Source organism: Variovorax restrictus (genome assembly GCF_051216715.1).
Lineage (GTDB): Bacteria > Pseudomonadota > Gammaproteobacteria > Burkholderiales > Burkholderiaceae_C > Variovorax.
Genome location: NZ_JBPJZH010000010.1, coordinates 40,268 through 63,860, shown reverse-complemented (window position 1 = coordinate 63,860; position 23,593 = coordinate 40,268). Strand labels below are relative to the sequence as shown.

Annotated in this window: 25 protein-coding genes; 17 read left to right on the top strand and 8 right to left on the bottom strand. The window is 62.4% G+C overall.

What is annotated here, in order from left to right:
- Nucleotides 1-693: 693 nt before the first annotated feature.
- From ACSFA0_RS25810 to ACSFA0_RS25785, 6 genes are all read left to right on the top strand, one after another.
- Nucleotides 694-1,611 carry a ParB/RepB/Spo0J family partition protein gene (locus ACSFA0_RS25810; RefSeq protein ID WP_435453117.1) on the top strand — a complete coding sequence of 306 codons (918 nt, stop codon included), beginning with the start codon at nt 694-696 and terminating at the stop codon, nt 1,609-1,611.
- Between the two features lie 402 nt (nt 1,612-2,013).
- On the top strand, nt 2,014-2,232 hold the full coding sequence (locus ACSFA0_RS25805) for a hypothetical protein (protein ID WP_435453116.1): 219 nt from the start codon (nt 2,014-2,016) through the stop codon (nt 2,230-2,232).
- Entirely contained in the window at nt 2,232-2,867 is a 636-nt protein-coding gene (locus ACSFA0_RS25800; RefSeq protein WP_435453137.1) for an HAD family hydrolase, read from the top strand. The genes ACSFA0_RS25805 and ACSFA0_RS25800 overlap by 1 nt, the downstream gene beginning before the upstream one ends.
- A gap of 145 nt (nt 2,868-3,012) precedes the next feature.
- Nucleotides 3,013-4,926 (top strand): phage integrase family protein, encoded by a 1,914-nt coding sequence (locus tag ACSFA0_RS25795; RefSeq protein ID WP_435453115.1) that lies wholly within the window; start codon nt 3,013-3,015, stop codon nt 4,924-4,926.
- 169 nt (nt 4,927-5,095) lie between these two features.
- Nucleotides 5,096-6,160 (top strand): hypothetical protein, encoded by a 1,065-nt coding sequence (locus tag ACSFA0_RS25790; RefSeq protein ID WP_435453114.1) that lies wholly within the window; start codon nt 5,096-5,098, stop codon nt 6,158-6,160.
- A gap of 1 nt (nt 6,161) precedes the next feature.
- On the top strand, nt 6,162-7,091 hold the full coding sequence (locus ACSFA0_RS25785) for a hypothetical protein (RefSeq protein ID WP_435453113.1): 930 nt from the start codon (nt 6,162-6,164) through the stop codon (nt 7,089-7,091).
- Between the two features lie 57 nt (nt 7,092-7,148).
- Here ACSFA0_RS25785 and ACSFA0_RS25780 read toward each other — a convergent pair whose 3' ends face one another.
- From ACSFA0_RS25780 to ACSFA0_RS25770, 3 genes are all read right to left on the bottom strand, one after another.
- Nucleotides 7,149-7,733 carry a hypothetical protein gene (locus ACSFA0_RS25780; protein WP_435453112.1) on the bottom strand — a complete coding sequence of 195 codons (585 nt, stop codon included), beginning with the start codon at nt 7,731-7,733 and terminating at the stop codon, nt 7,149-7,151.
- A gap of 118 nt (nt 7,734-7,851) precedes the next feature.
- Entirely contained in the window at nt 7,852-8,151 is a 300-nt protein-coding gene (locus ACSFA0_RS25775) for a hypothetical protein (protein ID WP_435453111.1), read from the bottom strand.
- Between the two features lie 485 nt (nt 8,152-8,636).
- Entirely contained in the window at nt 8,637-8,972 is a 336-nt protein-coding gene (locus tag ACSFA0_RS25770; RefSeq protein ID WP_435453136.1) for a TraK family protein, read from the bottom strand.
- A 443-nt stretch (nt 8,973-9,415) separates the two neighbouring features.
- Between ACSFA0_RS25770 and ACSFA0_RS25765 the strand changes: the two genes are divergently transcribed.
- Together ACSFA0_RS25765 and traI are read left to right on the top strand one after the other, a co-directional pair.
- The gene (locus tag ACSFA0_RS25765; RefSeq protein WP_435453110.1) at nt 9,416-9,796 is read left to right on the top strand and encodes a plasmid mobilization protein; all 381 of its coding nucleotides are present in this window, start codon (nt 9,416-9,418) and stop codon (nt 9,794-9,796) included.
- A 17-nt stretch (nt 9,797-9,813) separates the two neighbouring features.
- The gene (gene traI / locus ACSFA0_RS25760) at nt 9,814-11,997 is read left to right on the top strand and encodes a TraI/MobA(P) family conjugative relaxase (protein WP_435453109.1); all 2,184 of its coding nucleotides are present in this window, start codon (nt 9,814-9,816) and stop codon (nt 11,995-11,997) included.
- Between the two features lie 76 nt (nt 11,998-12,073).
- Here the strand turns inward: traI and ACSFA0_RS25755 are convergent, their stop codons facing one another.
- Complete coding sequence (locus ACSFA0_RS25755) at nt 12,074-12,310, bottom strand: helix-turn-helix domain-containing protein (RefSeq protein ID WP_435453108.1); 237 nt, start codon at nt 12,308-12,310, stop codon at nt 12,074-12,076.
- A gap of 184 nt (nt 12,311-12,494) precedes the next feature.
- Here ACSFA0_RS25755 and ACSFA0_RS25750 point away from each other — a divergent pair, with 184 nt between their 5' ends.
- Entirely contained in the window at nt 12,495-12,986 is a 492-nt protein-coding gene (locus tag ACSFA0_RS25750; RefSeq protein WP_435453107.1) for a hypothetical protein, read from the top strand.
- Nucleotides 12,986-13,234, top strand: coding sequence for a hypothetical protein (locus ACSFA0_RS25745; protein ID WP_435453106.1), 249 nt, complete (start codon nt 12,986-12,988; stop codon nt 13,232-13,234). The genes ACSFA0_RS25750 and ACSFA0_RS25745 overlap by 1 nt, the downstream gene beginning before the upstream one ends.
- 247 nt (nt 13,235-13,481) lie before the next feature.
- Here the strand turns inward: ACSFA0_RS25745 and ACSFA0_RS25740 are convergent, their stop codons facing one another.
- From ACSFA0_RS25740 to ACSFA0_RS25730, 3 genes are all read right to left on the bottom strand, one after another.
- Nucleotides 13,482-14,129 carry a tyrosine-type recombinase/integrase gene (locus tag ACSFA0_RS25740; RefSeq protein ID WP_435453105.1) on the bottom strand — a complete coding sequence of 216 codons (648 nt, stop codon included), beginning with the start codon at nt 14,127-14,129 and terminating at the stop codon, nt 13,482-13,484.
- Between the two features lie 18 nt (nt 14,130-14,147).
- Nucleotides 14,148-14,540, bottom strand: coding sequence for a hypothetical protein (locus ACSFA0_RS25735; RefSeq protein ID WP_435453104.1), 393 nt, complete (start codon nt 14,538-14,540; stop codon nt 14,148-14,150).
- 201 nt (nt 14,541-14,741) lie between these two features.
- A complete protein-coding gene (locus ACSFA0_RS25730; RefSeq protein WP_435453103.1) occupies nt 14,742-15,071 on the bottom strand; it encodes a hypothetical protein in 330 nt (109 codons plus the stop codon).
- A gap of 423 nt (nt 15,072-15,494) precedes the next feature.
- Here ACSFA0_RS25730 and ACSFA0_RS25725 point away from each other — a divergent pair, with 423 nt between their 5' ends.
- Nucleotides 15,495-15,833, top strand: coding sequence for a DUF3761 domain-containing protein (locus tag ACSFA0_RS25725; protein ID WP_435453102.1), 339 nt, complete (start codon nt 15,495-15,497; stop codon nt 15,831-15,833).
- A 15-nt stretch (nt 15,834-15,848) separates the two neighbouring features.
- On the top strand, nt 15,849-16,829 hold the full coding sequence (locus ACSFA0_RS25720) for a patatin-like phospholipase family protein (RefSeq protein WP_435453101.1): 981 nt from the start codon (nt 15,849-15,851) through the stop codon (nt 16,827-16,829).
- Between the two features lie 114 nt (nt 16,830-16,943).
- Here the strand turns inward: ACSFA0_RS25720 and ACSFA0_RS25715 are convergent, their stop codons facing one another.
- Nucleotides 16,944-18,923 carry a PAS domain-containing hybrid sensor histidine kinase/response regulator gene (locus tag ACSFA0_RS25715; protein WP_435453100.1) on the bottom strand — a complete coding sequence of 660 codons (1,980 nt, stop codon included), beginning with the start codon at nt 18,921-18,923 and terminating at the stop codon, nt 16,944-16,946.
- A 1,083-nt stretch (nt 18,924-20,006) separates the two neighbouring features.
- Between ACSFA0_RS25715 and ACSFA0_RS25710 the strand changes: the two genes are divergently transcribed.
- The 5 genes from ACSFA0_RS25710 (at nt 20,007) to ACSFA0_RS25690 (ending at nt 23,309) form a co-directional block, all read left to right on the top strand.
- Nucleotides 20,007-20,744 (top strand): histidine phosphatase family protein, encoded by a 738-nt coding sequence (locus ACSFA0_RS25710; RefSeq protein WP_435453099.1) that lies wholly within the window; start codon nt 20,007-20,009, stop codon nt 20,742-20,744.
- Nucleotide 20,745: 1 nt separating this feature from the next.
- A complete protein-coding gene (locus ACSFA0_RS25705; protein ID WP_435453098.1) occupies nt 20,746-21,660 on the top strand; it encodes an NAD(P)H-hydrate dehydratase in 915 nt (304 codons plus the stop codon).
- A 107-nt stretch (nt 21,661-21,767) separates the two neighbouring features.
- Nucleotides 21,768-22,256 (top strand): hemerythrin domain-containing protein, encoded by a 489-nt coding sequence (locus ACSFA0_RS25700; RefSeq protein ID WP_435453097.1) that lies wholly within the window; start codon nt 21,768-21,770, stop codon nt 22,254-22,256.
- A 43-nt stretch (nt 22,257-22,299) separates the two neighbouring features.
- Nucleotides 22,300-22,581 carry a hypothetical protein gene (locus tag ACSFA0_RS25695; protein ID WP_435453096.1) on the top strand — a complete coding sequence of 94 codons (282 nt, stop codon included), beginning with the start codon at nt 22,300-22,302 and terminating at the stop codon, nt 22,579-22,581.
- A 206-nt stretch (nt 22,582-22,787) separates the two neighbouring features.
- Nucleotides 22,788-23,309, top strand: a complete 522-nt coding sequence (locus ACSFA0_RS25690; RefSeq protein ID WP_435453095.1) for a cysteine hydrolase family protein — start codon at nt 22,788-22,790, stop codon at nt 23,307-23,309.
- The last annotated feature ends 284 nt before the right edge of the window (nt 23,310-23,593 follow it).

Here is a 23,593-nt window from a genome sequence, read left to right as displayed (position 1 = left end):
AAACTTGGTTTTCACAATTTCGGAAGCAGATGCGCGGTCCTGCCGTGCAGGTGCTCCCATGTGCCTTGCAGCTGCCTTCTCTGTCTAGCCTTGAAGCGGAAGAAGACCACGGCCTCCGCGGCCACGGCGTTATAAGCTTAGCAGTGGAAAACAAGTTTCCACTGCTATCTCCATCGCAGCTCTGGCACGCCAGCATTTGCACGTTGCGACGCAGCGTTGAAGGAGGGGCCTTAACGCCCGCGCTCCGCCCCACCTCGCTCGGCCGACGGGCGGCACTTAGTGCTGATTTCGAAGTTCGCGCTTTCAGCGGCCAATGGAAACCTGGTTTTCGCCTAGGTGCCTTGACCTCACTCAGGAAGCGCACCGGCCGCACAGGGCCGCGATTTAGTCGGTGTGACCCTACTCGTCGGGAAAACATAGGAGCCAGGTTTGTAGCTCCGTGGGCCCACCTGCAAACGTCCAAAACGCGGCGACAAACGCCTACGATTTTGCGCCAGATTAACTCACCCATCACCAATCGGAACACCGCTCATGTCTAGTACAAGGAAGCGTCTGGAAGCCCTGACCGCAGGCCTGATCCTGCCCCCGGCAGATACCGCGCCTCGCGCCGAGCAGGCTGCTATAGCGTCACAGCCGACGCCCCCTTCAGCGCCGGAAACTGTGGAAACCAGGTTTCCACCCGCCCTCACTGGCATGGCATCTGCCCGCACCGGACCCGGGCAGATGCTGGCCTTCAGAGGTCAGATGCAGCAGGCGGAAGGGGAGCTCACGGCCTTGAGAGAGCGTCTCCGTCAATATGACGGGTCCCAGCCCACCCTCAAAATAGACCCAAAAACTATTCGACCGAGCCGTTGGGCAAATCGCCACGAGGCGTCGTTTAAGACCAGCGAGTTCGCCGGCCTCAAAGCCGACATAGAGCACGCTGGGGGCAACATCCAGCCAATTCTTGTGCGCCCGTTGAAGGACGTACCTGGCCAGTATGAGCTTGTCTTCGGACACCGCCGGCATCGTGCCGCGCTCGAGCTTGGCATCGCCGTGCTTGCACTTGTCTGGACGGAAGCACTAGAGGACGCCGCTCTGTTTGCCGCTATGGATCGCGAGAATCGGGAGCGCGCCGACCTTTCGAACTATGAGCAGGGTGTCATGTACCAGCGTGCGCTGGAGGAGCATCTGTTTCCTAGCCAGCGACAACTTGCAGAGAGTCTGGGCGTCAGCCACACCTGGGTTCGAAAAGCGCTCAATGTGGCGCAGCTTCCGACTGCAGTGGTCGAGTGTTTCAGAAGCCCTTTGGACATAACGCATCGCCATGCCGAGCAGATCAATGCAGCCATGGACAAAGATCGACGGGGCGTCCTTAAGCGCGTCGAACGCCTGCGCGGATCCAACCTGTCGGCCACCCAGCTCGTGGCCCGGCTTATCGATGGCGGAGCTGAGGGGCCCCAGGGGCGACTGCAGATTCACCTGGCTGGGAAGCCCATTGGAAGTCTGAAGCGCGGCCGTGCTGGAGACCTCTCAATCACCCTGTCAGCGCAGCCCGCAACTACAGCCGATCTTGACAGCCTCATTAGTGCACTCAGGGAGGCAATCCAGAAAGCACGCGGGTCGATTTGAGCAGAGAAGGGCGTTCGTCTTCAATGTGAGCGTTTTTGGGAAACTGCATTTCTCCCTCGCTTAGCCTGAACGGCGTCGAGATAGGGCCGTTCACACTGTCAGACCGCGTGCGTCGAAGCGGCAAAGGGCGCCCGGCGGTCGGGGCGCGCGCTGGTCGCGCCTTCGTTCAAATCTCGTCTCTAAGCGAATAACTGATGGTGTGAGGAAAATCCCTTCGAAATCAACAACTTAGGTCTCGCTCCGCGGCGTACTCGTACATTGTCGTTGCATTCCTAGACTGATGATAATAAGAGTTATCATCAGCATGGATCGCCGTAGACCTGTAGATTGGCGCGTACGTCCTGGTGGTAATCTGCATGAGCCAGTCAATTCAAGGAGATCGCTTTCACCATTCAGCTCCGTTTGCCGCCACCGCCTGGCTACTCCAGTTGGCTGGACTACGCCGTCGAGACCTTCGACACGCGCGAGCCTTGGCTCCAGAGTCACTTCGCAACCTGCGACAACGGCAACGCCGTCGAGCTCGACCGCGCAGAGATGCGCGAACGTGCGCGCGAAGAGCTGCACGCCCTGCGTCAGGCCGCCGGCCAGGTCGCGCCTGACGCTCCAAAGGAGCGGCCTTGATGGACGAACCGTTTCATGGCGTCAAAGCCGTGGCCTTCGACGTGTACGGCACGCTGGTTCAAATCACGAGCCCGCGCCGGCCCTACAAGACGCTGCTGTCGAGGCTGAGCGACCGGGGCCGCGCGCCTCAGCCTGACGATGGCGCGCGCGTGATGTCGTCGGACGTCGGGCTGGCCGAGGTGGCCGAGCTACTGGGAATGCCGCTGGCCGAGGATGACCTTGAGCCCTTGCGGGCCGACCTGGCAGCCGAGCTGGCCAGCGTGCGCCTCTTTGACGATGCGCTGCCCACCATCGTTGCGCTGCAGCGACGAGGGATCCGCGTCGGGCTGTGCTCCAACCTGGCAGGGCCCTACGCCGCGCCGGTCGAAGCGCTGCTGCCGCCGCTCGATGCATACGCGTGGAGCTTTGCCGTCGGCGCGGTCAAGCCCGAGCCGCGCATGTACGCCCATCTGTGCGAGGCGCTGGACGCGGCGCCCGGAGAGGTCTTGATGGTGGGCGATACCTTGTTGGTGGACTACGAAGGGCCGCGGTCGCACGGCCTGCAGGCCTGCCACCTGGCCCGAACACGCCCCTCCATCGCACAAGCGTGGATCGCCACCTTGGTGGAGCTCGACGCCCGCATCGCCCAGCGCTGATTTCCATGACCACGGCCCCTCGGATCCGTCGCCGTGCAGCCGGCCTGCCCATCGGAGGCGAGCGGCGCTTTACACGAGGGGCAGGGTGATGGGATCCAAGCCTTCCCCCGCGCCCCGCAAGTTGCACCGCGGGCACTTCGCCTTCATGCGAGCCCTGACCCAGGGGCTGGACGCTCGCGCAAGCTGGGACCGCTACCTGCGGCTCGAAGGCGAACACACCGACCTGCGCACGGTGCGCAAGACGGTTCATTGGATCCGCGACGCCTTTGCCGCCGCCGCGAAACGCGAGCACAAGCCCGGTACCGCCCGGCTGATCCTGCTGGATCCCGATCGCTTCTCCACCCCCGTCGTGCAGCCGTCGCTTGCCGAATTCGCGCAGGCGCAGGGCCTGGAGGAATTCTCCGAAGCGGAGCAGGTCGAGGCGTACGAAGCGGCTTATCCCAGCGCCGGCGGTTCGGCAGGGCAGGGCGGTGCCGGATCCTCGCGCCGTGCCCGCGTCATCGCGCGCCAGCTCGAGGCCCTCCGCTGGCTGGAGGCCCTCGTCGCACAGGATCCGCGCCCGGGCGATGGCGTCCAGGCCTGGCTCAATCCCTCCATGGCCGAGCGCTTGATCCGCGCGGGCATGCCGACCCTGTTCACCTTGGTGGAGCGAATCAACGGCGTCGGGGCGCGTTGGTGGGCCCCCGTGCCCGGTGTGGGGCCGCAGAAGGGCGCGCGGATCCTCGAATGGCTGCAGGCCAATGAGGACGTCCTGGGCATGCGCGTGGGCCACCATGTCGCCACGCCCCGTCAAGGGCTGGCGCCTGCTGACCTGGCGGCCGTTGTTCCCGCCGCCACCGCCATCGTCCCCTACGAAAAATTCGTGCTGCCTGCGGCGCTCGACGGCAGTGCGGGGCGTTTTCGGTCCCCGCCGGAGCGGTGCCTGCTCATGGCCCGCAACGACCACGAAGCTATCGGCGCCTGGTTGGCCTCCAAAGGCGCCGGCGGGGAGGGCGGTGAGCTGACAGCGACGCAGCGGGCTTACCGCAAGGAGGGTGAGCGCTTACTGCTCTGGGCCATCCTGGAGCGCCAGAAGCCCCTGTCGTCCCTCTCGGTCGAAGATGCCACGACCTACCGGTCCTTCTTGGCGGCACCGCCATCGACCTGGTGCGGCCCGCGTCATCACCAGCGCTGGTCACCGCTGTGGCGGCCGCTGGAGGGGCCACTGGCGCCGATGGCGGCCCGGCACGCGCTGGTCATCCTGCGCAGCCTGTTCTCATTTCTGGTCAGCCAGGGGTATCTGGTGGGCAATCCATTTGCGGCCGTCGCATTGCCGCCCGCGCCGCAGCGCCCGCTTGGCTCGAGTCGGACCTTGAGCTTCGTCCAATGGGACCACATCGATGGGCAGCTGCAGGCGCTCGAGGACACCGCGGTGAACCGGCGGCTGCGCCGCGCCATGCGCTGGCTCTATGCCACCGGTTTGCGGCTCTCGGAGATCACACGCGCGCGTTGCGACGACCTAGAACAGGTGACCTACCGCACGGCCGACGGCGCGAGCGCGGTCGACTGGATGCTGCACGTGGTGGGGAAGGGCGGTCGCACCCGCCAGGTGCCGGTGCCTTCGGAGCTCGTCGAGGAGCTCGGCCAGGAATTAGCACGGCAGGGGCTGGAGGCGCAGATCAGCGCAGTGAGCAATCAGGGCGTCCCGGTGCTGGCCCGCTTCAGCAGTGACGTCGACCAGCCCCTGGCCTGGTCCGACTCGGGGCTTTATCAGGCAATCAAGGAGTTCCTGGCGTGCGCTGCACAAGGGCTCGACGAGACCAGCGCGGCGCAACTAAGGCGCGCCAGCACGCACTGGTTGCGCCACTCGCATGGCTCTCATGCGCTACAGGGAAGGGAAGGGCAGGCGCCGGTACCGATCCAGGTCGTGCAGAACAACTTGGGCCATGCGTCAGTGGGCACCACCTCGATGTACCTCACGACGGAGCGCGACGAGCGAATCAAGGCCATGCGTGGATTCTGGAAGCAGGCATCTGAAGCGGGTACCGTCACGCAAGCATTAATGAAAAAGCCAGCGTGAGCGGGCTTCTACGCTAACTTCATAGATTCCCGGGGGGAGGCCTATGACGCCCACATGTAGACGCAATCACCTCTGAAGCCAAACTGCGTCGATTTGCCGCGCATGAAATGCATCTTTCACACTAAAATGCATCTTTCAACGTGAAATGCATCTTTCATTGAGGTCAAACATGTCGGGTCGCCTATCCAAAGATCATCGTTCCGCGACAAGCGGGCGCGACCTGAAATCGCAGATAGGTTGGGAGCCGGATGGAAAGTACGGCAACACGTGGGTGGAGGTCAAAGACGGCGTCCACAACGCCCGGGATCTGAGATCGGTCCTCGTCAACCTCGCGTACACAGTCAACGCGGATCCTGGAAGCGAAGCGCTTGCGGTCCTGATGAACAGCAGGATCAGTGAGAGCCGGTTGTCCCAGGAAATGTCGATGTTCGAAAGTGTCGTCTCGCCGTCGGTCGCATCGAGAATCAAGGTGGTGCATGGCGACGATCCATCCGATGCGCATGGCCTGTGCCCAGAGCCCGGCTTTGCTGCATGGCTCGGCGACCTCATGCACGAGCAGCAGTCGACCGTTGGAAGGTCCGCCACGAAACACGCGGTGGCGGGCTTGCTGTACCTGCTCTTGCTCAGGCAAAGTCAACCGGTGACGGCAGCGCACATAGGCCAACTGGCGGGTGCCAGCCATCCCACCGTGGCTCATGTGCTCAAGGAGCTGGAGGCCAGCGGCGCGATTGAGCGGTCAAGCGGAGAGATTCACTTCAAGTTCTTCCCCAAATTCTCCTGGACTCGCTGGCTGAACGTCGAAGTGGCAACGCGCAAGAAGGTCGCATTCGCCGACAGATCAGGACACGCGCGATCGCCAGAGAGCATGGCCCGCAGGCTTGCCAAGCTGGACATGAGAGGGGTGGCTGTCGGTGGGCTGCTCGGCGCCAGACATCACTACCCGGGGCTCGATCTCGCCGGCAGCACACGGCTCGATCTGGTCGTGCACGGCACATCGATGACACCGCTTTCGTTCGTCAATGACCTCGATCCAGCGCTTGAGCTCTCAAGGAACAGCGCCGACCGCCATGTCATCGTGGTCCACTTCCTTCCCAGGAATGAGTCGTTTTTTGCGACAGACAAGCAGGGCAATCGCTGGGCAGATCCGATTGTCTGCATGGCGGATCTTCAGGAAGCCGGCTTCGACCATCAGGCCGAAGACCTTCTGCAAAAACTAACGGTCACGCGCGGCTGACATGGAACTGCTGATCAACCCCAAAAACGTCGTGAGCCAAGTTGCTCGGGCCTTGCCTGAAAGCTGCAGGGGCGACGTCATCATCATCGGCAGCTTGGCCGCTGGCTATCACTACTTCAAAGAAAGCGCGGGTGACGGGCTTCGTACGAAAGACGTGGATTGCATGATCTCGCCGCACTCGAATTCCATCGTGGCGGCCAGAAGTGTGACGGAGCAGCTGGTCGGCGAAGGCTGGGAATATAGAGATGACGGCCGATGGGGACGGCCCGGTGGCCCGGAGCAAGCGGTCGACGAACTCCCACTGGTACGACTGCACCCGCCCGGCGAAACAGAATGGTTTCTCGAATTGCTGATGGCACCGGCGGATCTTGAAGACGAGGACGGTGAAATTCCGGGTCGAGCGCTCGAAAGACTGGAGACGAAGGACGGGTTTTTCGCGCTCTGCAGCTTTGGCTTTCTCGCGGTCACTGAAGTCAATCCAGTGATCAGCGAGTCAGGCGTGCGCGTGGCTCGAGCAGAAATGATGGCTTTGGCCAACCTGCTTCACCACCCTGAGATACGTCCGGAGACGATGGCCGCGCCTTTCGCCGGCCGTTCGATCAAACGGTCGAACAAAGATCTGGGGCGCGTGCTTGCACTAGCGTACCTCGCAGAACGCGCGCTCGAAGATTCCACGATGCAATGGGCGCAGGCTTGGCAGAAAGCGTTGGTCGCGAAGTTTCCACGGCAGGCTGCTCGCCTTCTGGCCCGTTCGTGCGACGGTATCCAAGCTCTCCTCGACAGCCCCCAGAACCGCGACGAAGCACTCTGGACGATGAACAACGGGCTGCTTTACAAGTTCAACCTTGACGGCCGGGCGCTGATAGCGATCGGGCAGCGGTTCATGTCCGATGTCGCCGGCCCGGCAAAGGCTCTTGCCCAGCACATGTGATCACGGCCCTTATCTTCAGGATGGAGGGGGCGCATCATTTCGAAGCGGCCGGACCAGTCAACTAGAGCGGGCAACTCGCCGCCGTGTTGGCCGCAGCAGCAGGCAGCCTGGCCTACCGCGCGATGGGCTCGGATCTCGGCATAACTTCGACGCCTCCCCGCGGGTCGCCCACATCACCACGTCTTCCTTTCGGAGAATCACGCGATCGCTGCGCGCCCCGGCGCGCCGCTCCTTCGAAGCCTCGACCACGACCTGCCCTCCGATGCGCGAGCGCAACGTCACGTTTCGGAGCACGCCCGTCGCACCGTTTGAGCCGCCGGCGCATCGCAATCTGGAGGCCGCGCTTAGAGGAAGCGCCGGACAGGCTTCAGAGGTGATCACAATGTCGACATCGCCCAGCTCACCAAATCCAAGAACTCGCACGGTCGTAGCGGAGAAGGTTGAGAAAGCACCCATGATGACCGTGAGAAGGCAGAGGCTCACGACGCCCATTAGCGTGGCCGCAAACCACGTTCTCTTGACGGGAAACTGCGTTGTCACGGCATTGAGAACGATTACGAGGAGCAGCCAAAGGGACGTGAACCCAACGACAGCGGCGGTGCCACGATCACTGTCCGTCGCCACCGACAGCGCAATCTTCATGGCCATGATCATGCTTAGGAGCCACATAAACCCGCTGGTGAACAGTGCCCAGGCGCGCTCAATGTAGCGAGCCGCTGGACGGAGCCTTCGGATTGCGCGCCGACCGCAAATTGGGCTCCTAGACAGGCGGACATAGAACCAGCCCGACGAGTAACGCGATCGCGTATTCGGACCGGGTGAGCGAGCTGCCGGGAAAATAGAGCGCCTGCACAACGATGAGTATGGCGCCCATAACAGCGGGCAGCACAAGAAGCGCGAGGGCTTTCCAACCAATTCTCAGGTTTGCTTCGTCCAAGAAGTATCTGGTGGAGAGGCCGGGAACCGCCAGAATGAAAACTGCGGCTAGCAACGTGCCCAGACCTACGAGAGCGGCCGCATTCAACATCGCTGAAGATCCCGCGAGATTGATGTCGGGCATGAACTCAATGCGCACGAAAAAAGCCCATCAGGATCAAGCCGCCGCACGTTAACGCTGCAGCAGCCAGCGTAGCGATCGGATTTCGTTGTCCGTACTCGAGCCAACAAACGGATGTTTTTTCACGGACGCGCCGGGATGCGATCGGGTTTTTAGGGGTCATAGTGTCCATCGACTCGGAGCGGCAATTGTCATTCGCTCGGCGGTTGCAGCGACAAGCGGACATGAGAGCAGTCCTCCATAGAAATGTCGGCCCCATGTGAAGTACGATAACGACCGCTACCCCTCCTTTGTGGCGTCATTGAGTTGGCTTCTGCTTAGGAAGAAAAGACCGCCTTCGGGCGGTTTTTTTGATGGCGCTCGCAAAAGCTTCAACCGTTCAGCGTTTATAGAATCCCTTACGCGGACTTTGGGCAGCGTGGCATAGCGTAACTTTGCGCTGCAGGTGGGGCCCCACAGCCAATCTGGCGCCCTACGTCACCTTCGACTCAGAAAAGCTCGTCGGGGTTGGGTACTGGGTTCCACTGAAACGTGGGAATTTTCACATTATCGGAATTGATTATTGATTGTTTGGAGAGCTTGACGTTCCCGAGCCGAGCTGCCTTTGGCTTTTCTGCTATGACTTCGGCCTCGGACCCTGGCGAAATCACCAGCGCAATCACGTACCGCCGAAAAGTCTGGTAGCTGCAGTCCACCGTGCCTTCATATTGAAGCAGGGAGAACACATCCATGACGGAGTAATCAGCAGCAAGTGTTTGAGCAATGTCGTCCTTGAGACTAAGAATGCGAGCCCGAGTAGCCGAAGCAGACGATGTCCGCCTCATGAGCATGTGTTGGGCCACTCGATTAAGCATTATGTATTCGATTCAGCATTCTAAGCCTGCACAGTGGCGTCGCATGATCAGTTATACACACAGCGTTCATTATCGTTGTTCTATCCGTTCAGTACGCGTTCTTTTGCCGTTTAGCTTTTGTTTAGCTAAACATTCGTGCGCCTGTCAGTGCCTCAGTGGTGCAGGGGAAAGAGTTCGAAGCGGGAGCGATCGCAGGCCCGTGTTTGCAGCTGGTGAGCATCGCGTCTCAAGTGTTTGCACTCTGTGAACAGGACCTTCATGGCGTATGCAACAGACTTGGTTGGGCAAGATATGCGAAGTAGGCCCACCGCTGCGCGGTGACCTACTTCGCCTACTTATTCGCACTTCGTGCTCAACGTTTCTTGCTCTGCGAGGCTCGGACGCGACCGCATCCGTAGAATCTTGATCACGCCATGACAGCATCGGATCAGCCTCCATCTATCACCCGAAAGGGTACGACACCTATTAAGGTTTATTGCTTACCCGGCGAGGCTGCGGTGATCCAAGAGAACGCAGCGCGCACCGGTATGACCACGTCGACTTATATGCGCAAAGTCGGGATGGGATTCGTGCCTCCCAGCGTCGTTGACCGGGACTGCGTGGACCTGCTTTGCAAGATCAATGCAGATCAGGCGAGGCTGGGCAATCTCCTGAAGCGGTGGCTCAACGACGATATCAAGCTCAGCCGGTACGATCCGGCGCAGACGCGCGCGACGATTGAGTTGACAATGGAAAAAATAAAGGAAGGGCAGGAAGCCCTGCTCTCAGCTACGAAGTCGATTGTAAAATTTTAGCGGCTAAAATTCTGACCATGATTGTGCGTAGAGTTTCCATGCGCTCGACGCAGAAGAGCAGTTTCGGTGGGCTCGCTCGCTATATCACTGACACGCAAGGCAAAACTCAACGCGTGGGTGAGGTCCAGTATTCGAACTTGTTAAACTCAGACTTGACCTGGGCGTTGCATGAGGTCGAGAACACGCAGGCACGCAACGTTCGGGCCAAGGGGGACAAGACCTATCATCTACTGATCTCCTTTGCGCCTGGAGAGGTGCCCAGAGCGGAAATCATGCGCGACATCGAATTGCAGCTTTGCAGCAGTTTGGGATATTCAGACCATCAGCGTATCAGCGCGGTGCACCGGGACACCGACTGCCTCCATATCCATGTCGCGATCAGCAAAATTCATCCAACGCGCCATACGATGCATGAGCCGTACTACGACATGCCAGCGCTTGGCAAAGTCGCTGAGGAGCTAGAGCGCAAATACGGGCTGCAACAGCTTGACCACTCGCGCCGGCGTCTTGGCTCAGAGGGCCGGGCCAGCGACATGGAGCGGCACTCCGGCATTCAAAGTTTGAAAGGCTGGATCCAGAGCGAATGCCTGGATCAATTCTGTGCAGCGGCCACGTGGGAACAACTTCATTCTGCTATGCATGAGTACGGACTCGAGCTTGTTTTGCGCGGCAACGGGCTTGCTATGCGTGACGGCACCGGACGGGCGGTCAAGGCGTCGACAGTGGCGCGCGAATTGTCAAAGCCTCAGCTTGAAGCGCGACTTGGCACATTCACGCCGGCGCTTATAACTAGTGGGGCTGCGTCTCGCCGTAGGTACGAGCCACGGCCCAAAGCCACGACGGTCGACACGTCGGCCTTATTCGAAGCGTACAAAGCCGAGCAAAGCCTCATTGCGGCTACAAGGGCGAGCGTTTTGCTGGATCTACGGTCAAGCTTTGCCCAACAGGTTGAGGCCGCGAAGACCACTGGGCGCTTCCAACGGGCGGCAATCAAACTCCTGGGCGACTCGGCTGGCAACAAGCGTCTGCTATACGCGATGGCCAGCAAGTCGTTGAAGGATGCCATCGAGAAAGCTAGGCGAGAGCGGGTGTTTGCCAGGGAACAACTCACCGAGAAGCACGCGCGCAAGGCGTGGGCTGATTGGCTTCGTCACCGAGCCGGGGAGGGCGACGCTGCTGCACTTGCTGCGTTGCGCGCCCGCTCTGCACCCAATACCGTACCGGTCAACGCGCTTGTGGCAGTCGGCGACCTTAGCGGTTTTCATGAGGACGCCGTGCGTGACAGCGTCACCAAGACGGGAACCGTGATTTTTCGAGCGGCGGGTGGTTCAGCGATCCGGGACAACGGCCAGCGGATTGAGGTAGCTTCCGATGCGACCAGTGCCGCAGTGGTTCAAGCACTGCGCATGGCTTCGTCTCGCAGTGGCGGCCGCATTCGCTTGACTGGCGCCGACGCTTTTCAGGAAAAGGCGGTACGCGCGGCGGCGGCCGCAGGCCTCGCCGTTACCTTCGCCAACGCCACCCTCGAAGGCAGACGTATCGCTTATGTGGACTTCCTACAGAAGCGCAAGCAGGGCAGTGCTGTCCACCCCACAGACTTGGCCGTAACGCGGCCCACCAACCAACCGACCACTTCTTCATCCCTTGAAGTCGACGGCCGGGGTGCAAAGTCGACTGGACAAACGAAGCGAGCGAAACCGGGCATCCGGCCCGTGGGCTCTCGGCCACCCTCGCCGACGCCGCATCAACTGCGCTACTTGTCGGACGTTCAAGTCTTGCGCCTTTCCGATGAGCCGATTGAGCGTCAGATTTCGTCTCAGGCAAGAAGCGAAACAACCACTCAGACAGCGACCCGAGCCCCTGAGTCTTTAAAGGCCCTAGAACCCTCTGCGACGCCGAAGACTCTTAATCGTGCCGTTGCCGCGTTCTTGGCAGAGTGCGAAGCGTCGCGCGTGGAAGGCGTGGCCATGCCTGCTTATACGGAGTACACGGGTGCGGCGGCGGAAGGAAAGTATTCAGGCACGCGAACGAGCGGTGGCAATCGATTTGTTCTTGTGGAGCTTGACGGGACCATTGCGGTGACGCAAATTGATGAGCGTACCGCTTTGCAGTTGCGGCGCTTGAAGCACGGCAGCCTAGTTGAAATCACCACCAAGACAGTCACACCTGTTCAAGCCCAACGCCGCGGCCGTCGTCGGTAACTGCCTTGAGGATCATCCCCCGCAGCTTCAAGGTCGATGCTGGATGTCACCAAACCTTTCCCTAGGGCCCGAAGCGTTATGTATTTTGAAGTTCTGCCGCGAAATCGGCAAGGCTTGTGCCCAATGCGTTCAGCCAGATCTTTAGCTCAATCACGTCTAGCCGCCTTACACCGGTCTCGCACTTACTTACCTCCGACTGCGACCAGTGAAGTCGCGACGCGAGTTCTGCCTGGCTGACCTTGGCTAAGGTGCGTTTTTCCCGCAGCAACTTGAGCAACTGCTTGTACTCGCGGGTGTAGAGAGTCTTCTGCATGGGCGTGGCCCATGAGCTTCCATGCGATCCTGGAATATGCGAAAATCGCATTCAAACGCTGCTCGAGCCGGTGGCATAGCCACGAACTGCTCTTGCTGATGATGATGCCGGCCGGCGGCACTGCTGCGATTCAAATGCTGAAACGTCGACCTGACCTGTCGGCCACTAGTGAAACTGAGGTGCCATGGACGAGTTTGAAGAGTTCAAGCCGCTGCGCGCGGATCGCAGCATGGGTCCGGTTGTTTTCTCCGCAACCAATGCCCAATTTCTGTCCACCGTTCCAAGCGGGGGCAATCCCTGGAAGCTGTGGAGTGCAGACGTCCACGCAGAGCGGACAGGTGGCGGCACCAAGGTATTTAGGGACATCCTCTTTGCCGAGGACGAACTCAACGTCAGCATCTACGGTATCGAATTTGAGGATGGCTATCCTCGCGAGCTTCGGGCTGACTGGGCAAGCAGGCAGAGGGCGTTTATCGAGTTCCTTCGTAACGAACGCGCCAACGACACGAGGAAATTCGGTCCGCTGCGAACGGTCTTCTCAGGTTACCAATACTCCGTCGAGTACAAGGCTACGGCTGCCTTTGGAGCCTTGCTTGGTTCCGAGCGGCGAATAGGCGTCGGATATCTCGACGACGATGGGCAATACGTGCTGCTCGCGATCGAAGGTGACGACTGATGAATGGACGTGCCGAACCAAGCGGGGGCGAGCGCCTACGAGACATCGATACCAAGTCAACTCAGAAGATGATCGACGAGACAAAGGCCATTCAGGCCGAAACGGCCTTGATGATGGCCAAATTTACCCATCGGCTTGCAGAGCAGCACCTGAGGGGCTCGCTGGTTGATCGGCCTTGGTTTCCCTGGGTAGCGCTGCTCGGTGCGATGGCTATCGGTGCGGGCGTCGTGGCACTTCTGGCGCGATAGCGATGAAAGTTCGGGCAGGCGGTTGGTTAGCCGTGCAGCTTCAAACCGCCCTTATCGCCGCTTGCCTGAATGAGCTGACATCGTTCTTCCAAACTCTTCGCCCTCGCGACACAGCGTCCTTGCCCGCTCCATGACCCTGGCGTCCGCAGGACTCAATCGGTCTCTTGCGGAATCGTCGCGAGCGGACGGCGCGTACGGGAACGTAGGCGCACGGAAAGGGGGGCGTGCGTCTCAGGGCGCCCTTGCGTCACACCATTACCACAGGCCCGTTCACGACGCGCGCATAGCGCTCCATCACCACTGCTTCAACGCCCATCCAGCGCGCGACCCGCTCAGGCGCCGTGCCGCGTCGCAGCTGCCGCAGGGCAAAGGTGTGTCGCAACCGGAAGGCGCCCCCTTCATGACTGTCCAGTCCGGCTTCGACCAGCAGCTGTCGGGTGGCCGCATAGTGGGACTGCTTGCTCCACGGCTTGCCGCTGCGCGTGGACGGAAGAAGCATCGGTCCCGGGACTTGCAGTTCGCTGCGAACGGTGAGCCAGTGCTGGAGCAGCTCCCCTGCCCATGGGGCGATCCGCGTCTCGCGGGCCGCGGAGTCGCCGTTGGCAGGTATCGAAATTTTCCAGGGCCGGTCGTGCACCTGGCCGCCGCGAGCGATCACCGAATGCACGGTAAGCGTGCGGACATCCGCCGGCGTCAGTCCGCCACCCAGGTGCAGCGCTACTGCCACCCTGTTGCGCAGTTCCTGCCAAGTGAACGCGGTGTGGGCGTCGCGCCGTCCGCCGCGCAGGCCGGGTCTGGGGCGGGCATTGGACAGGAACGCGATCAGGTGCTTCGCCTCGCCGACGCTCAGGAACTCGGGCAGGGGGTCGGCGTTGGCGGCCTCGGCGTAGCGCACCTGGGGGTTGTGCGCGAGTCAGTCCGACGCCGCGGTATTGGGTTTCCGGCCGCTTTGCGCCGCGTCATGGCGCAGCACCCGGTCAACCAGTCGAACCACGCGCAGCGCATGCCGAGGGGTTAGGGATCGGTCACCGGTCTTCATGCCCGAGCGTGCAGCCTGGAAGGCGTCCAAATCCTGGGCATCGAGCGATTCCAGCGTGACGGCAGGGGACTGACCCAGGCACCAGCCCATGAATCCTCGCCACATTTCCGTGTAGACCTCGATGGAGGCCGGCTGGCGCAGGGTGTCCGTTGCGCGCTGTTCGGCCATCCAGCTCTCGAAAGCCTGGAGTAGGCTGCGTTCGGCCGGATCAGCCTCAAAGAGGGGAAGCGAAGTCAAATGCATCAAATATACTAACGGCGCGCCCATCAGGTTTCCGGGTAACTGGTGTTAAATTCTGAGTTTCGTCTATGTATTCAGACGTATTTGCCGTTAGTACATTACGCAGATTCGTCGCATCCGTCGCCAAGCTAGCAGGGGGGGTGGCCTCGATTGTTGCCTGGCAGTTGTTGCCTCACGCAAGCAGCAGGATATGAAGAGGTATTGACTAGGCCGCGTCGGTGGCTGAACTCAGTTGTGCGAACCTAGCTGCCTGTCGGGGGCCAATGCTCGTCTCTTATCACCTCCCGCCGCTTTGCTGGAAGCGTTTGGATAAGTTGGCTCGACCAACTCGACCGCTGCAGCGAGGACCGCGATCGTTTCCAAGGGTCCACAACCGGGTTGCTTGCAGACTTCAACAGCGACCTGTAGCACGTCCTTCTTCTCGCGCGCTGCGGTCTCGCTCAAGATCGCGCCGAACTCGTGCATCCGCTCCAGGTAGTCCACGCCGAGCAGTTCCTTCGCGGTTTCACGCATCAAGTACAGCCGAGAGGCGAGTTTGATCTTCGATTCAGAGTCCATCGTTTCCATTCTCTACGGTCGTCACGGAGAGTGTTCGATTGCGTCGACGCGCGGAGGAGGGCGAGCGTCTTTCCTCTAAGCGCCTGACGAATCCCCGAGATGCAAAACAAGCGAATGGTAGTGATTCTGCCGGAGAGCTGTACGAGCCTGGCTCGACGCTCGTCCCGCCGAGTCGGTCGACTTCATCCGCCAGTACCCTGCTGACCGCCTGCTGGCGACTCCTAAATCCGTTCTGCCGCAGCGGAAGCGCGCGGACGTACTGCCTGCACAGGGAAGCCTGCTGTGAGCGGCGCGTGCCGTCGCGTCTCCACATCAATGATGGCGCTGCGGTGCGCCGTCGTGTCCGACCCAAAGGCTGATGCGTCGCCTACAAGTGGCGCATGTTGAAGTTGCAAACTCTGATTTCATTTTTCATGAGCAGCAATGAAACGGTCTCTTTCCCTCGTCGTGTGCGCTGCCGCGGTCTGCAGCATGTCGGCGTTCGCCCAGACCGCTGCCAAAGCACCGGCTGGCAGCACCGCCGAATGCAAGGATGGGAGCTACTCGAATGCGTCCAAACGAACGGAGGCGTGCAAGACCCATCGCGGCGTGAAAACGTGGCTTGGCCCGGCCGCTGCCGCAGTTCAGACGCAGTCGCCCGCGGTGAGCGCGACCCAGGTGGCGCCGACAACGGCGGAGCCATCGCGCACCCCAGCCAGCCCGGAGAATCCGCGGGGAAGTGCCTCGCCGGCACCGCGTGCGCTGCCCGATGCCACGAAGTAGTCTCAGGATTCAAGGATGCCCAAGTTGAACCTGGCCTTGCAAGGTGGCGGCGCCCACGGCGCATTTACGTGGGGAGCCCTCGATCGCCTTTTGGAAGAGCCCGACATCGAGATCGGGCGGATCAGCGGCACCAGCGCAGGCGCGCTCAATGGGGCGGCACTGGCTTCAGGGTGGGCTACGGGTGGCCGGGAGGGCGCCAGACGGCAACTCGCTGCGCTCTGGCATCGGGTAGCGACGGCCGGCATCCCATTCACCTGGCTCCTGTTGCCACTGCGCAAGCCGAGCCTCGGCATCTGGGACGATGGCGCGCCTCTCGTATCTCCCTATGTGGCGAATCCTCTGGGCATGGCGCCACTGCGCTTGATCCTCGGGAGCCTCGTCGACGAGGGTGCCCTGAAAAGCACCGCGGCGCCCGAACTGTTCGTGAATGCCGTGAATGTGCACACGGGCGAGAACAAGGTGTTCGGACCCGGAGAGGTCACGATCGATGCGCTTCTGGCCTCGGCTTGCGCGCCGCTGGTGTTCCAGGCGGTTTCAATCGAAGGGGCGTCCTACTGGGACGGAAGCTATGGCGCCAACCCCACGCTGCGGCCGCTGTTCAAGGAGCAGCGCGAGGTCGATCTGATGTTGATCGAACTGGTCCCGCTCGTCCGGCCAGAGATACCCATGACAGCCAAAAACATTCTCAATCGAATCAATGAGGTGGTTTCCATCAACGCGTTGAAGTCGGAGTTACGGGAGGTGCAGGATCGGAATGCCCAAGGTCACCAAGTTATCCGCATGCACGTCGTGAGCCTGTCGACGGCGGGCTCCGAGAGCGAGATCGAACCTTCGATCAAACGCAGCGTGGGTCTCGAATTGTTCGAAAGCCTGCGAGCGACCGGGTGGGCCGCATGCGACCAATGGCTGAACGCCCATCGTGACCACCTCGGCGTGAAGAGCACAGCCGATGTCGATGCGCTGTATCTGGGGCGGACGTCGGCGCCTCCCGCATAGTCCCCGCATGGGCAGGTCCCTGCAATCGCATTGCGCATTACCGGGTAGATCCGCTTCTTGGCGGACTGCGCTGCCAAGCGATGAGGGAACGTCTCGGCGGCGAGGCCCCCCGCTTCAAAGCGTCTTGAGCAGCGCCACCAGCTCGCTCGCATCGACGGGTTTGACGAAGCGGTGGCTGAACACGGCGGATTCGGCCATCTGCCCGTCGCTTTCTTTGCCGTAGCCTGTGATCGCCACGAACACGGCGCTCGACGTCTCAGGCTGTTCCCGGATGCGCCGTGCCAGCTCGGCACCGTCCATTTCGGGCAGGCCGATGTCGAGCAGGCAGACGTCGGGCCGTTCGGCGCGAGCGCGCTCCAGCGCCTGCACGGCGCTGTATTCGATCGCAACGCGGTACCCCAGCTCTTCCAGATAGGAGCCGAGCATCTGAGCCGCATCGATGTTGTCGTCCACCAGCAGCAGGCGCAACGCTCGGGCGCCGTCGCCACGGCGCTCGTCGGTCGGCTCGACCACATCCGCACGCGTCGGCGTGGCGTCGCTCGCCTCGGGCCGGGCGAGCGAGCTGCCGACTCCGGCCGCCAACGGGAGGCAGACGGTGAACGTGGTGCCCTGATCAGGTCCAGGGCTCTCGCAGTCGACGTGCCCACCGTGAAGCTCTGCCAGGCTTTTCACCAACGCCAGCCCAAGTCCGAGGCCACCGGTGGCACGGTCGGGCGTGCGCTTGGCCTGCACGAAAAGTTCGAATACTTGTTCGACAAGCTCGGCCGGCATTCCGACCCCGTTGTCAGCCACGCGGACCACGATCTGCTGGGCCTGAACGTCGGTCGTGAGCGTGATGCGCCCCCCCTCGGGGGTGAACTTGGCCGCGTTGTGCAGCAGGTTGGAGACCATCTGAACCAACCGTTTCTCGTCGCCGTCGACGATCGCGACATCTGGCGACAGGTCCAGCGCGAGCCTGTGGCGACGCGCGCGAATCATGGGGTTGATCTGTTCGATGGCGTCGTTGAGCACATGCCCGAAGTCGACCCGGCCGCGCTCCAGCCTCACGAGGCCCCGCGTAACGCGCGAGACGTCGAGCAGATCGTTGATCAAGCTCGTCATGTGGTCGACCTGGCGCGCAATCACCTCGCTCGTCTTCTTGACCCGCGCCTCGTCGTGCCGTCCCATTCGCAGCAACTCGGCGCCGGCGCGGATCGGCGCCAAGGGATTGCGCAACTCGTGCGCCAGCATGGCGAGGAATTCGTCCTTGCGTGCGTCCTCCTGCTTGAGTTTTTCGATGGCGGCACGCAACTGCTCTCCGGTGGTCTTCAGTTCATCGATGTCCACGATCACGCCGCTCAGGACGTGCTGAGCCCGCTGGCTTTCGAGGTGCCAGTCCGCATGCACGTGGAACCAGCGGCGCTCGCCATCCTTGTGGCACATGCGGATGTCCGCTGCGAAGGGGGTTCGCGGTGCCTCGCGCAGTGCGCGTTCGAAGCGTTCGACAAAGTTGGCGTGGTCTTCCGGGGCGACGAAGCTTATCCAGCTGTCGAAGCTCATCGTCTCGTCGACCTCGGGATGGCCGAGCAGATGCAGAAAGTTCGCGCAGACCCGCATGCGGTCCTCGCGCGGATGCCAATGCCACATGCCGGCGTTCGCCGCTTTCAGGACGCGTCGCGTTTCCTCGCGCTCGGCCACACAGCGCTCAAGCATCTTGTGTTCCGTCAAGTCGACCGTGATCTTCGAGTAGCCGATGAGCTTGCGCTCGCGGTCGATCAGCGCAGTGAGCGCGATCCGGGCCCAGAAAACGCTGCCATCCTTCCTCTTGCGCCAGGTCTCCTCGCGATAGAAGCCGTCCTCTCTCGCCTTGCGGATGTTGTGCTCGGGCCAGCGCCGGGCCTTCTCGTCGTCCGTGTAAAGAAGTCGAAGGTGCTGCCCGATGGCCTCTTCGGCCGTGTAGCCCTTCATGTCTTCCGCGCCCCGGTTCCATGACGTGATGACGCCCTCCGGGTCCATGAAGAAAACCGCGACATCCCGGACCTCTTCTGTCATCAGCCGATGCATTTCGGCAAGCTGTTTCTCGGAAAGCGAGGTTGCAAGGTAGGGCTCGGGCATGGATGGACTCCTTCGATTTCTGGGGATCGCGGTCTGTCCGACAGCGACAGCACGGTGAAGGTTGGGCCGGCCGGACACGGTCGATGCAGTCCTCATCCGTTTACTACTGAAGGCGCCGAACCTACAAGGCGTCGGTCCTCTTCCAGCGGCGACGGTCGCCCAACAATGGTCATCGGCGCCGTGAGCCCTCGCTAAGGTGTCGATAGGCGGCCTGCTGGAACGCGTCGAAGTCTGGCACGCGCCACGTCACCGCATGGGTCATGCCCAAGCGCTCGAGCCAATGGTGCCAGCACCGGAATTGCGCGTGAGAAGGCGAGACGCGAGCGCGTCGGTACTTCATGCGTGCGAGGCATCGAGCGGTGAGTTGCCTCGACTCACCAGAACGCACAGCGCCAGGATCGCAGTGCGACCGATGCTAAGTTCGCAAGGTTCAGCACGCGTTCGCGCTGTCGAGCCATCGACACGCGAAGCGGACGCCCTCGTCGAGATGCTCTGCATCCACGCTGCACATGCGTTCGGTGGGCAGATGCAGCAGCGAAAATGCCGTGCGCCAGCAGAAGTGATCGACCTTGTCTTCTTGCCGAAGATCGATGACTGCATCGATGCAGTGCGTGGAGGCGAGCAGGGCAGCGCGCCGCGTCGGGAAGCGGCCGCCGGCAGACAGCTGATCGTTGATCCGGACAGGTCATCCGGCTCACGGGATCTCGTTCACGACTTGCCTTTGCGCCGCTCCCTTCCGACGACCCCTGCAGCGCAGGCCGGACATCGAGAGGGCGCGCGATGCTCGACTGGACGCCGCAGATACAACGGGAACAGGGGGTCCAGCGCACCTTCGCCTACTTCGACGCGCTGCTCTCCGGCGCCACGTCACACGGGCTGCATGTCCGCGGCTCGCGGGCGCTGTCTCGGGGCACCGCTGCCTTGTCGAGCGAAACAGGTCCGTCGCAAGGCAGATGAAGCAAGCGCAGGTCGATAACCCAGGCGGCGTGCACCCAGTGCGCGATGGGGCATCCGCCTACGAGCGATGCGAAGGCGCATTTCTACCATTCGGGGATGTCTAACTCATGGCCCCAAAGACTCTGGTTGATCCGCCACGGCCAAAGTGCAGGAAACGTCGCCCGCGATGCCGCGGAGGCGGGCGGCTTGGCCGTCATCGACCTTTCTTGGCGAGATATCGACGTTCCGCTCTCGGAACTCGGCGTGGAGCAATCCAGGGCGGTAGGCGACTGGTTCGCCACGCTTCGTGCGGAGGAATGTCCGGAAGTCATCCTGTGTTCGCCCTACCTGCGAGCGCAGGAAACGGCGCGGTTGATCACCGAGGCGGCTGGATTGCAGCACCCCCAGGTACGCCTGCGGATCGACGAGCGCTTGCGCGAAAAGGAGTTCGGCATCCTGGATCGGCTGACACGGTTCGGGATCCAGCAAAAGCACCCGGAGCTCGACCAGCAGCGACTTCACGTGGGCAAGTTCTACTTTCGTCCGCCCGGCGGCGAGAGCTGGTGCGACGTCATCCTGCGCCTTCGCAGTCTGCTGGAGATGATGACGCGCGAGTATGCAGATCGTCGTGTGCTGGTCGTCGCGCATCAGGTGATCGTCAACTGCATGCGCTACCTGCTGGAGCACATGGACGAGCGCGAGATTCTGGAAGTCGACAAGCAAGGGGACGTTCCCAACTGTGGGGTCACCTCGTACCGTGCCGCACCGCACGAGGACGAAGACCAGGTCTTGCAGCTCGACCTGATCAACTTCATCGCGCCGCTGCGCGAGGCGGCCACACCTGTCACCACCGCGCCGGACAGGCCCGGCGCACCGAAGCCGTGAGATGAAGGGCGCTGCTCCTGCGCGTCCGCGCGCGCTCACCGCCTCGGCGCTTGCGCGGTGGCCCTTGCCCGCAGCGGGTGCTGACGCCGACAAGGAGGCACGAGGCCACGTGCTGGTGGTCGCGGGCAGCGACGAGATGCCGGGCGCGGCGCTGCTGGCCGCTGTGGCAGCCCTGCGCGCCGGTGCCGGAAAGCTCACCATCGCGGCACCGGAGCGTGTGGCGCAAGGCCTGGCCCTGGCGATTCCCGAGGCCCGCGTTGTGGGCCTGGAGGCGTCCAAGTCGGGTGGCCTGCTGCCCGGTGGGGCCGAGTCGCTCGAAGCCATGGCCTCGAGGATCTGCGCCGTCGTTTTCGGCCCCGGGATGACGGACGAGGCGCGGAGCATCCGATTTATGGAAGGTGTGCTGCCTCTCTTCAAGCACAGCGTGACAGTGCTCGACGCGCTCGCTATGTCCGCCGTGCAGGCGGGCCCGGTCGATCAGCCGGTGGTCATGACACCGCATGCGGGCGAAATGGCGCACCTGACCGGGCTGTCGAAGGATGAGATCTCCGCCGACCCGCTGCGCATCGCACGGGAAGCAGCATCACGCTGGAACGTCTGCGTTGCGCTCAAGGGGTCCGTCACTTACCTCGCACAGCCGGACGGCACCGCGTGGCGCTTCGATGGCGGCACACCGGGCCTGGCGACCTCCGGCTCGGGCGACACGCTGGCGGGACTGATCGGCGGCCTCGCTGCACGCGGCGCAACGCCGATGCAAGCCACGGCCTGGGGCGTGCTGCTGCATGCGCGCGCGGGACACGTGCTGAGAAAGCGGTGTGGCGAGGTGGGCTACCTGGCCCGGGAACTGTCCGCCGAGGTCCCGGCGCTGATGCAAGGGCTTCGGCCAAAGGCGGCGCCGACCCGGCGCGCGCGATGACGGTTTCCACGTCGCTGCTTCTGCAAGCGAAGTGGAGTAATTCCTACGTTGCATCTGCACCGCGCGGTGGATCTTCCTTATCCCACGAATTCAAATGGAGCTTCTAAATGGCAACTTCCCGCACGCCCGCCGACGCTTGCAGCCTGCTCGACGCAGACCACCGCAACGTCAAAAAAATGTTCAAGGAATTCGAGCCGCTGGCGGAATCGAAGGCCAAGTCCGCCCCCATGAAGCGGCGCGAGCTGGCGGATCAGATCTGTATGGAACTGACGGTCCACGCGCAGATCGAGGAAGAGATTTTCTACCCGGCACTGCGTAACGCCATTAAGGAAGCCGACCTCCTGGACGAGGCGGAAGTCGAGCACGCAAGTGCCAAGGACCTCATCGCACAGATCAAGGACGGCGATGAGAATGACGCCAAGTGGTGCGCGAAGGTCATCGTCCTGGGCGAGTACATCGACCATCACGTGAAGGAGGAGCGCAACGAGATCTTCGTCAAGGCGCGCGCCGCGCGAAAGCTCGACCTGGTCGCGATGCGCGATGCCCTCCAGGCGCGCAAGGAAGAACTGATGGCGGAGATGACCGCCGCTGCGTGACCACACGGGCGTACGCAGGCACACAGCTTGCCCCGGATTCAGTATGCAATTCGGGTCGCTCTATGACCACGCGGTGCGGCTCTCGCCGCGCGCAGCGCACATCGCCGCGGGGCTCCTGGCGCGGGATCCGTCGATCCCGGCACCCCTGCGGCGCTCGCTCAGCATGGCCCTGGGGTCAGCCACCGACCTGCAGGAAATGTCGCTGAGCTGGGGCGCCGGAGACCGCGATGCGAGGGCCGCGTGGCAGTTCGTGCAGGCGTGCCAGGCCGTCTGCGCCGTCAAGCCGGATCCTCGCGCCGGCGCGTCATCGTCCCCTCTGCACTGACGGTGACCACGGATGACAGGCGGGGCGCAGGCATTGCAAAAGAAGACTTTGCCGCAAGCATCGCAAGTGCGTGGTCTGGGCCGCGCGTTCCTGGCGTGTACAACGTGCCCGTCCGGGCGCGAACGTGAACTGATCCCATGTCCCAAGACGCCGCCCCCGATCCACCGGCCCGCAACGTCGACCTCGACGACCTCGAGAAGACTGCGTTGCTGATCGTCGACATGATCAGCTGCTGGGACTTTGTCGATGCGCTGGCTCTCCAACCTTTTGCGTGCCAGATTGCCCCGCGGATCGCAGCGCTCAGGCGGCGCTGCGCGTCCGCGGGCGTTCCCACGGTCTACTGCAACGACAACCGCGGACGCTGGCGATCGGACCGCCGCGCACTGGTCGACAGCGCCATGGAGTCCGGTGGTGCTGGCGCCGAGATCACGCGTTTGCTCCTGCCGACCGACGACGATTACTTCGTTCTCAAACCCATGCAGTCGGCCTTCTACGCGACACCGCTCGAGCTGCTGCTCAAGCACCTGGGCAAGCGGCAGATCATCCTGGCGGGCGTGTCGAGCGACCAATGCATCATGGCGACGGCCACCGACGCAAAAATGCGCGAGATGGAAGTGCTGGTGCCCGCCGACGGCGTCGCCACCCAGTCGGCAGCGCGCAACAGGGCGGCTTTGCTGCAATTCAGGCGCACCCACGGGATCGCCACGCCGCGCGTCGACGACTTCTGAACGACCAGCCGCGCGCTGGCGTCCGGCGCTTTCAACGCTGGCGCCGTCCGCGCCGTTCAGGCACCGGGGGCGAGGATCGAATGCACCGTCCTTCTCGGTGACGACGATTCTTTCGAAGCGCTCTTCGGTGCACCGGCGCGCCACGAGGGCGCAAATGGCGTCCCCGTGCTTCGCGATGAGCGACAGCTCACTGGCCACCGAACCGGTCCGATCGAGGAGCGCGTTGAGGGCCGCACGCGTCACATGGACGAACACGCGCCAGCCATAGCCTGGGCGGACGCTGA

Excerpts from the sequence above, each read along its gene's own strand:
- ACSFA0_RS25810 (WP_435453117.1), top strand. The coding sequence starts at position 694 with ATGGCATCTGCCCGCACCGGACCCGGGCAGATGCTGGCCTTCAGAGGT.
- ACSFA0_RS25800 (WP_435453137.1), top strand. The coding sequence starts at position 2,232 with ATGGACGAACCGTTTCATGGCGTCAAAGCCGTGGCCTTCGACGTGTAC.
- ACSFA0_RS25795 (WP_435453115.1), top strand. The coding sequence starts at position 3,013 with ATGCGAGCCCTGACCCAGGGGCTGGACGCTCGCGCAAGCTGGGACCGC.
- ACSFA0_RS25790 (WP_435453114.1), top strand. The coding sequence starts at position 5,096 with ATGTCGGGTCGCCTATCCAAAGATCATCGTTCCGCGACAAGCGGGCGC.
- ACSFA0_RS25785 (WP_435453113.1), top strand. The coding sequence starts at position 6,162 with ATGGAACTGCTGATCAACCCCAAAAACGTCGTGAGCCAAGTTGCTCGG.
- ACSFA0_RS25780 (WP_435453112.1), bottom strand. The coding sequence starts at position 7,733 with ATGAAGATTGCGCTGTCGGTGGCGACGGACAGTGATCGTGGCACCGCC.
- ACSFA0_RS25775 (WP_435453111.1), bottom strand. The coding sequence starts at position 8,151 with ATGCCCGACATCAATCTCGCGGGATCTTCAGCGATGTTGAATGCGGCC.
- ACSFA0_RS25770 (WP_435453136.1), bottom strand. The coding sequence starts at position 8,972 with ATGAGGCGGACATCGTCTGCTTCGGCTACTCGGGCTCGCATTCTTAGT.
- ACSFA0_RS25765 (WP_435453110.1), top strand. The coding sequence starts at position 9,416 with ATGACAGCATCGGATCAGCCTCCATCTATCACCCGAAAGGGTACGACA.
- traI (WP_435453109.1), top strand. The coding sequence starts at position 9,814 with ATGATTGTGCGTAGAGTTTCCATGCGCTCGACGCAGAAGAGCAGTTTC.
- ACSFA0_RS25755 (WP_435453108.1), bottom strand. The coding sequence starts at position 12,310 with ATGCAGAAGACTCTCTACACCCGCGAGTACAAGCAGTTGCTCAAGTTG.
- ACSFA0_RS25750 (WP_435453107.1), top strand. The coding sequence starts at position 12,495 with ATGGACGAGTTTGAAGAGTTCAAGCCGCTGCGCGCGGATCGCAGCATG.
- ACSFA0_RS25745 (WP_435453106.1), top strand. The coding sequence starts at position 12,986 with ATGAATGGACGTGCCGAACCAAGCGGGGGCGAGCGCCTACGAGACATC.
- ACSFA0_RS25735 (WP_435453104.1), bottom strand. The coding sequence starts at position 14,540 with ATGGGCGCGCCGTTAGTATATTTGATGCATTTGACTTCGCTTCCCCTC.
- ACSFA0_RS25730 (WP_435453103.1), bottom strand. The coding sequence starts at position 15,071 with ATGGACTCTGAATCGAAGATCAAACTCGCCTCTCGGCTGTACTTGATG.
- ACSFA0_RS25725 (WP_435453102.1), top strand. The coding sequence starts at position 15,495 with ATGAAACGGTCTCTTTCCCTCGTCGTGTGCGCTGCCGCGGTCTGCAGC.
- ACSFA0_RS25720 (WP_435453101.1), top strand. The coding sequence starts at position 15,849 with ATGCCCAAGTTGAACCTGGCCTTGCAAGGTGGCGGCGCCCACGGCGCA.
- ACSFA0_RS25715 (WP_435453100.1), bottom strand. The coding sequence starts at position 18,923 with ATGCCCGAGCCCTACCTTGCAACCTCGCTTTCCGAGAAACAGCTTGCC.
- ACSFA0_RS25705 (WP_435453098.1), top strand. The coding sequence starts at position 20,746 with ATGAAGGGCGCTGCTCCTGCGCGTCCGCGCGCGCTCACCGCCTCGGCG.
- ACSFA0_RS25700 (WP_435453097.1), top strand. The coding sequence starts at position 21,768 with ATGGCAACTTCCCGCACGCCCGCCGACGCTTGCAGCCTGCTCGACGCA.
- ACSFA0_RS25695 (WP_435453096.1), top strand. The coding sequence starts at position 22,300 with ATGCAATTCGGGTCGCTCTATGACCACGCGGTGCGGCTCTCGCCGCGC.